This is a genomic window from Acidithiobacillus sp. HP-11, from assembly GCF_015100075.1.
GTDB classification, from domain to species: domain Bacteria; phylum Pseudomonadota; class Gammaproteobacteria; order Acidithiobacillales; family Acidithiobacillaceae; genus Acidithiobacillus; species Acidithiobacillus thiooxidans.
In genome coordinates, this window is the sequence record NZ_JACKYY010000081.1 from 1 (window position 1) to 5,617 (window position 5,617).

General features: G+C 46.3%; 4 protein-coding genes and 2 pseudogenes. 5 read left to right on the plus strand and 1 reads right to left on the minus strand.

Features of this window, described 5'->3' with window-relative positions:
• Positions 1 to 189 precede the first annotated feature (189 nt).
• A pseudogene (locus H7F08_RS14685) lies at positions 190 to 378 on the plus strand (DUF2892 domain-containing protein); the annotation flags it as partial.
• Positions 379 to 1,105: 727 nt separating this feature from the next.
• Here the strand turns inward: H7F08_RS14685 and H7F08_RS14690 are convergent.
• The gene (locus tag H7F08_RS14690; RefSeq protein WP_077273019.1) at positions 1,106 to 1,594 is read right to left on the minus strand and encodes a DUF302 domain-containing protein; all 489 of its coding nucleotides are present in this window, start codon (positions 1,592 to 1,594) and stop codon (positions 1,106 to 1,108) included.
• 197 nt (positions 1,595 to 1,791) lie between these two features.
• Here H7F08_RS14690 and H7F08_RS14695 point away from each other — a divergent pair, with 197 nt between their 5' ends.
• The 4 genes and pseudogenes from H7F08_RS14695 to H7F08_RS14710 all read left to right on the plus strand — a co-directional run.
• Entirely contained in the window at positions 1,792 to 3,153 is a 1,362-nt protein-coding gene (locus H7F08_RS14695) for a porin (RefSeq protein WP_193640950.1), read from the plus strand.
• A gap of 21 nt (positions 3,154 to 3,174) precedes the next feature.
• The gene (locus H7F08_RS14700; protein WP_193640951.1) at positions 3,175 to 3,675 is read left to right on the plus strand and encodes a DsrE family protein; all 501 of its coding nucleotides are present in this window, start codon (positions 3,175 to 3,177) and stop codon (positions 3,673 to 3,675) included.
• Between the two features lie 922 nt (positions 3,676 to 4,597).
• Entirely contained in the window at positions 4,598 to 4,909 is a 312-nt protein-coding gene (locus H7F08_RS14705) for a helix-turn-helix domain-containing protein (protein ID WP_193640952.1), read from the plus strand.
• A gap of 74 nt (positions 4,910 to 4,983) precedes the next feature.
• A pseudogene (locus tag H7F08_RS14710) lies at positions 4,984 to 5,105 on the plus strand (IS3 family transposase); the annotation flags it as partial.
• Positions 5,106 to 5,617: the final 512 nt, after the last annotated feature.

A 5,617-nucleotide genomic window follows, 5' to 3' on the forward strand; every position in this document is an offset into this window, starting at 1 on the left:
GCGGTCCAGCCGCTTCTCCTCCAGCTTGAAAGTCACATCGTCCACCATCCACGGCGGAACCAACCCCAACGCCAAGGTAAACAGCTTGTCTTCGTCCATCATTAACCTTCCCTAGATCAGCAATGCCCTAAGACTACCGTACCCTCGTATCCACTCCAAGTAGCGAGGAGCCATGAAGGGAGTAAAGACCGGATCATTCGAGTGATCGCAGGTTTAATCATTATTGTGGTGCTGGCGGTGTTTTTGCCTGGCGCAGCTAAATGGTGGGCACTTATTGGTTTGGTGCCACTTATCACGGGGTTGACTGGCTTTTGTGCGCTGTATACGGTGCTGGGAATTAAGACCTGTCCGATGAACGCAAAAGCAAAAAAGAGTTGAAGGGCTAATTTGTAACTGGAACTATGAAACTGGGACGCTAATGCGGCCCCTCGGATCCGGGTTCATCCTCCGGGGTGGCCCGGATCAGTTTCATATGTTCAACGGATCAACTTTTCATTCTCTTTCTCCTGATGGCGAATATCATCCCGAATTATCGCCTCAATTCTGAAAATCCCAAAAACAAAATATCTGTGCGCCTAAAATGTTGACCCGCGAAATTACGCTTTCGTTCACCGTGAGGCCGTGCAATGGAACGCGTTCTTGCTCATCATGTAACCCGCCACACACGACGCTGTGTATTTCGTCGTAATGAACTTGATGTATGAACGTGGTCCACCTTCTGATGCTCTTGTTGTTCTATCTGCGGAGGATGTGGGGAAAGCATTGGTGGGTACTGGAGATGGTGGCATTGACGAAACCATTGCCTGAGATCCGCAGGGTCTGGACAGAATCTTTAATCAATCTATGCATTACAGAGCGGGTAATGCGGTGGGCGCAGGAGCCACCAATGATTTCTTTGGTAGCCTGGACCGTTTCAAAGCCAGCAACGGCTTGTGCATCACTACGCCAGCTCTAGCCCAACAAGCCCGGGGAAAGTAGAAATGTTGCGCAAACGGGTTGTGTTAATAAAACGAAGTGTTTTTCGTGAAAGAGCATCCAGATTGACCCACCTTCTCAGTAATGGAAAGGGCGGGTCGATTGTGTAAACTTTTAATGAGATGAATGACTACTTAGACGCAGCGCCGGGAATGCTTCTCAAAGCCGCTATGACTAGGTGATCAATCTTTGCACCCACCTTGCTAGCAGCAGTACCGTTTGTAAATGCGGCGCGCTCTGGATAAGCAATGGTTGTCTGGTTCCCTTTTCCATAAATCGTCAAATTTAGCGGACATACAGCAGCTGAGCGCCAGTTTGCACTCAGTAGATCACTGAAAAGTACCGGATTGCAAAACACCATGGCCTGTACATCCTGGAATTTCTCGGGATTGAGGTTCTGTATGTGCAAGATGGATTGCTTGGCCTCAATCCGTTTCAGGATATCAATATGCATCACCACCTTGAAATGGTGCGTGGCAAGGGCTTTCTGTATCTCACCTGAGGCTTTGCTCATGGGTACGGGTAGCGTTTCCACGTACATATCAGCGGCGCTTGCGCTCAAAGTTCCAACAACCAGCAAAGCAAAAAGGGAAATAACACGATATAGACGAGTAATCACCAGCTTCTCCTTGGATTTCATAAGTTAAAAATAATATTCATAATAACTGCCGTTCTGAATGGCGCACCTATAGGCTTTAATCTGCGCTTATCTGATCAAGATAGCTGCTTTTTTGGTCTATCGGCGTGGAACAGATTTTGCTTCAAATCTCCACTGAGATCAAACAGTGAGTATACAAAAAAAGGAGACGAGGAAAAATGCCAATAAAAAAATTCCGTAGAGGCAAAAATATTATTAAAGCATTAACTATAGCCTGCTTAGCTGCTTATGTCCCCACGGCCACCGCCGCGAACTGGTTCAAGCTGCAAGATTTAAACCCCAAAAAGGTTTCGCTTTTTTCAGGATTTATAGAGCCCGATCTGTATGTGATGGCAGGAACTCCTGCTGGAATATATAATACTGCGCTCAAACGGTATATTTATGCTACACCTCATGTGAATCTGATCGGCCCTAATTTTGGGCAAAGCACCACGTTCCTCATCCAGCGAGCACGATTAATGGTGAGAGGATGGTTGAATCCACACATCTCCTATTTTTTTGCGGGTGAATTTGGAAATAATGCAGCCACTAATATTCGTGGCCAATATACCCCGCAACTGCAAGATGCACACGTAGTATTCAGTTACATACCGGCAGCCCGTGTTGAAGTAGGCATTATCCGGGCACCAAGTGCAGAGGATGCCATGAATGGCTACATGGCCTATAACTACGTGGTTTTCCCCACGGTCATTAATCAACTCATGCTTCAACCTTTTTATGCCTCTCAACCCAGCCGGCCGTATGCTGTAGGTCCATCCGGATCCGTCTTGGTGCCCGCGAATGAAAGTTTGGGCGTCAATGCATTCCGATATCCCGGAGTCCAGGTTTTTGATTGGAAAAACTGGGGCCACTGGCAATTTGCCTATGGGGCTATGGTTGGCATGTTTGGGAGCGTATCGGCGGGCAATCAGTCCAGTAGCCCTTTATATGCCGCACGTGTCCAAGAGTCCTACATATTTGGCGGCCATGGCCCCTTCCGTAGTGATCTTACAGGGTGGCTCTGGTATCAGTATGCCCAACCAGACTATCTAGGGCATAGTTATGCAATGCAAAGAGAGGGTCTGGGTTTCCAGTACCTACAAGGTTATATGCACCCTTGGGGTCGACAATTAAAGTTTGAATACATGCGTGGCAACGGATGGATTGATGCCCCCTCCGCATTTAGCCAGCAATTAGGCTTACAACCTGCGCTTTATCAGACGCAGCTTTATCCTAATGTCAACAACTCTGCTTCTGGGTACTATGTTGAGGGTGGTTTATTCTTGACCAAGCACATCGAAGCAAACATCCGATATGACTATTATGATCGCTTGCCTAATCTCGCCTCTGTAGGGCAGCAGCGTATATTCAAGACATGGGCACTGGCGCTCCAGTATCATATCACGCCAATTACCAAAATTATGGCAGGCTATTATTTCCGCACCGTGGATGCACCCCATGTTGCTTCTAATTCGCCGGGTGCGGCAGTTAGCAAGGTGGTGGATAATGAATTTGCCATGCAAGCCATGATTTCATTTTAACCGTAACAAGGAGATTTTTCTGTGTCTATTTGCACTTTACGCCGTATGATTAGTTCTTTTTTGATTCCTTTGGCCATGCTGCTTGGTATGGGCGTTGCCTCAGCCAATGTTTCCATGTTGCATGATTTCAAGTTTGCGCATCCCAAATTTATACATGCCTTACCTTTTGCAACGCATAAGTTGGTTGTTCAGGTTAGTCAGGACAACCCGGCACGCTGGACTCTGGTATTGAACACTTCGCAGAACCTGCTTAATTTCTTTGGACAGCAAAAAATTCAGATTGTTGTAGTAGCCTTTGGTCCGGGACTTAAAATGCTTGTTGCAAACAGTCCTGTGGCCAAGACTATTGCTGCTATGAATGCGGAGGGTGTAGAGTTTGACGCCTGTCACAATACCATGTTGCAGATGGCTAAAAAGCTGGGTCATTTACCTAAACTGGTTCCCTCTGCGGTTATCGTTCCGGCTGGCATCGTGCGCATCATGCAGCTGGAATCCCATGGCTTTGATTACGTGAAGCCCTAATCTATAACCAAAGACCTAAAGCTTGTGGATGCAATCTGATTCTCTACCATTTCTTTAAAGTTGCTAGTTTTTTTCAGCATGTAAAAAATAAAACGGAGCGTTAATAATCGCTCCGTTGAATGTCTCAGAGTTAACCTTCCCTTCTTCATCACCCACTTGAAAGGTCCTGTTAGCCAGGGCTTGTCTCGCACAATGGCTTCCAATACAGCGTTATTTTTTTCTTTCACAGTCACAGTCACAGTCACAGTCAAGCGACTTTGACTTATTTATAGAGTTGTATCAGAGCAATCTTTAAAGAGATTAAGAGCGTCGAGGCCAACGTCCGCTTCTAGTCTTTGCAGCCCTTCATCTACTACCCTTTCACCATTAAAACACATGACGCCATTGTTAAATCTACAATCAGCTAAAAAATGCCCCTGAGCACCTAGTCCAGGAATCATATTCAAACCACGCGCCGCGCTTCCATTGGGGTCAATGCGGGGGTTCCTCTGACGGATTTTCCTGCTGCACTGGGAAGACTTCCACTAACTCAAATCCTTCATCTTCCGTTTCTTCAACGGCCCCGCTATTGAACCCCTGTTTGGTCGCAGTTTCCAGAACCTCCATGCATGCTATAGTGAAAGAACCTTGGCGTTGGGACTCGAATGATTGGACTATAGCGTTGAGTGCGAGCATTCGCGGTACTTTCGGAAAATGATTGGGAGGGGGTAATCATGGTCACTGCAAAACTCAATGCTCATGAAGTTTTATAGCCTATAATACCGCGCTCATTGGTAATGAGTCGGTTGCGGCAATGAATGCTGATCCGGAACACGACCCTAAACGGACGCGTTTGATAAGACTGGTTTAAACCTTCAAGCTTTTTATTTTGACTTATGGATCCATCATAACCGTAAAAATTTATCTGTGGAGAAAGCTAAGTATGGTTTCTTATCATGAGGAGATGGCAAAATCTATTAAGTTAAAATTGATTGAATGTATTAAAGATATGGTAGCGCAGAAAGGGTGGACGCAGACTGAAGCGGCTCATAACATGAATATCTCCAGGAGTCTATTTTGTAAAATGATGGGCGGACAAATCAAAGGTGTTAGCGAATGGCGGCTAATGGAGTGTCTTGCCGTGTTGGGACGTGATATCAAGATCCTTATAATTCCAACACAGTGTAGCCAAGGAAGAATTGAGATGGAACGCATTTATGTGCCGTCCAAAAAAGAACAGCATCCTACCCTATAATGGGACGCAGATTAGAGCCGGTAGTTTAAGTTTCTGGCCTGGTTAGGAGGAGACGATGAGGCGCAGCACAGCGGATATCGTATGGAGCGGCCTTCAAGGTAAGATGGGGCTGGAGGCGTCCGGATCCTCAAAAAGCATCAATGAGATTGCGCAAGAGCACAGGGTACACCCAGCGCAAGTGGGGCTACAGAAGAAGGAAGATGATTTCCTTCTAATCAGTGCACATACCCGGAAGATCTTATAGACACATGAAATGCCTTAACAAATACTGGCAATAATTTCCGGTATACATGGAGGGTGTAGTTGACGCGGTTAACCAGACAACTCCTTTCAGCTACTGAATGACTGCAATCAGTCTGAACCAGCCCTTCAGTAGAAGAACTACAGGGCAGCCCAATCGGGCAGTGCCCAGTTAAAAGTTTAACAAAGTGTTAACCATTTCACTCCCAACCCAAAAAGTATCAGCACCCCCTCCCTGCAGAAATTCATCGTCCAGACCAGACCATGGCGCAACAAATCTCGTCAGAGTTGTCGGCATTGATGGAAGAAGGAGCGGATTGTGCGTCTAACGAAAAAATAAAAACCGCGTGTTGTTATAGTACAGTACACTTGACATATATGTACATATTAGATATACTACGCACTACTGTCTGTCCACAAAAAGGAGGCTGACATGACCACACCCTACAAAGATCAACTCCTCGCACT

Excerpts from the sequence above, each read along its gene's own strand:
- H7F08_RS14695 (WP_193640950.1), top strand. The coding sequence starts at position 1,792 with ATGCCAATAAAAAAATTCCGTAGAGGCAAAAATATTATTAAAGCATTA.
- H7F08_RS14705 (WP_193640952.1), top strand. The coding sequence starts at position 4,598 with ATGGTTTCTTATCATGAGGAGATGGCAAAATCTATTAAGTTAAAATTG.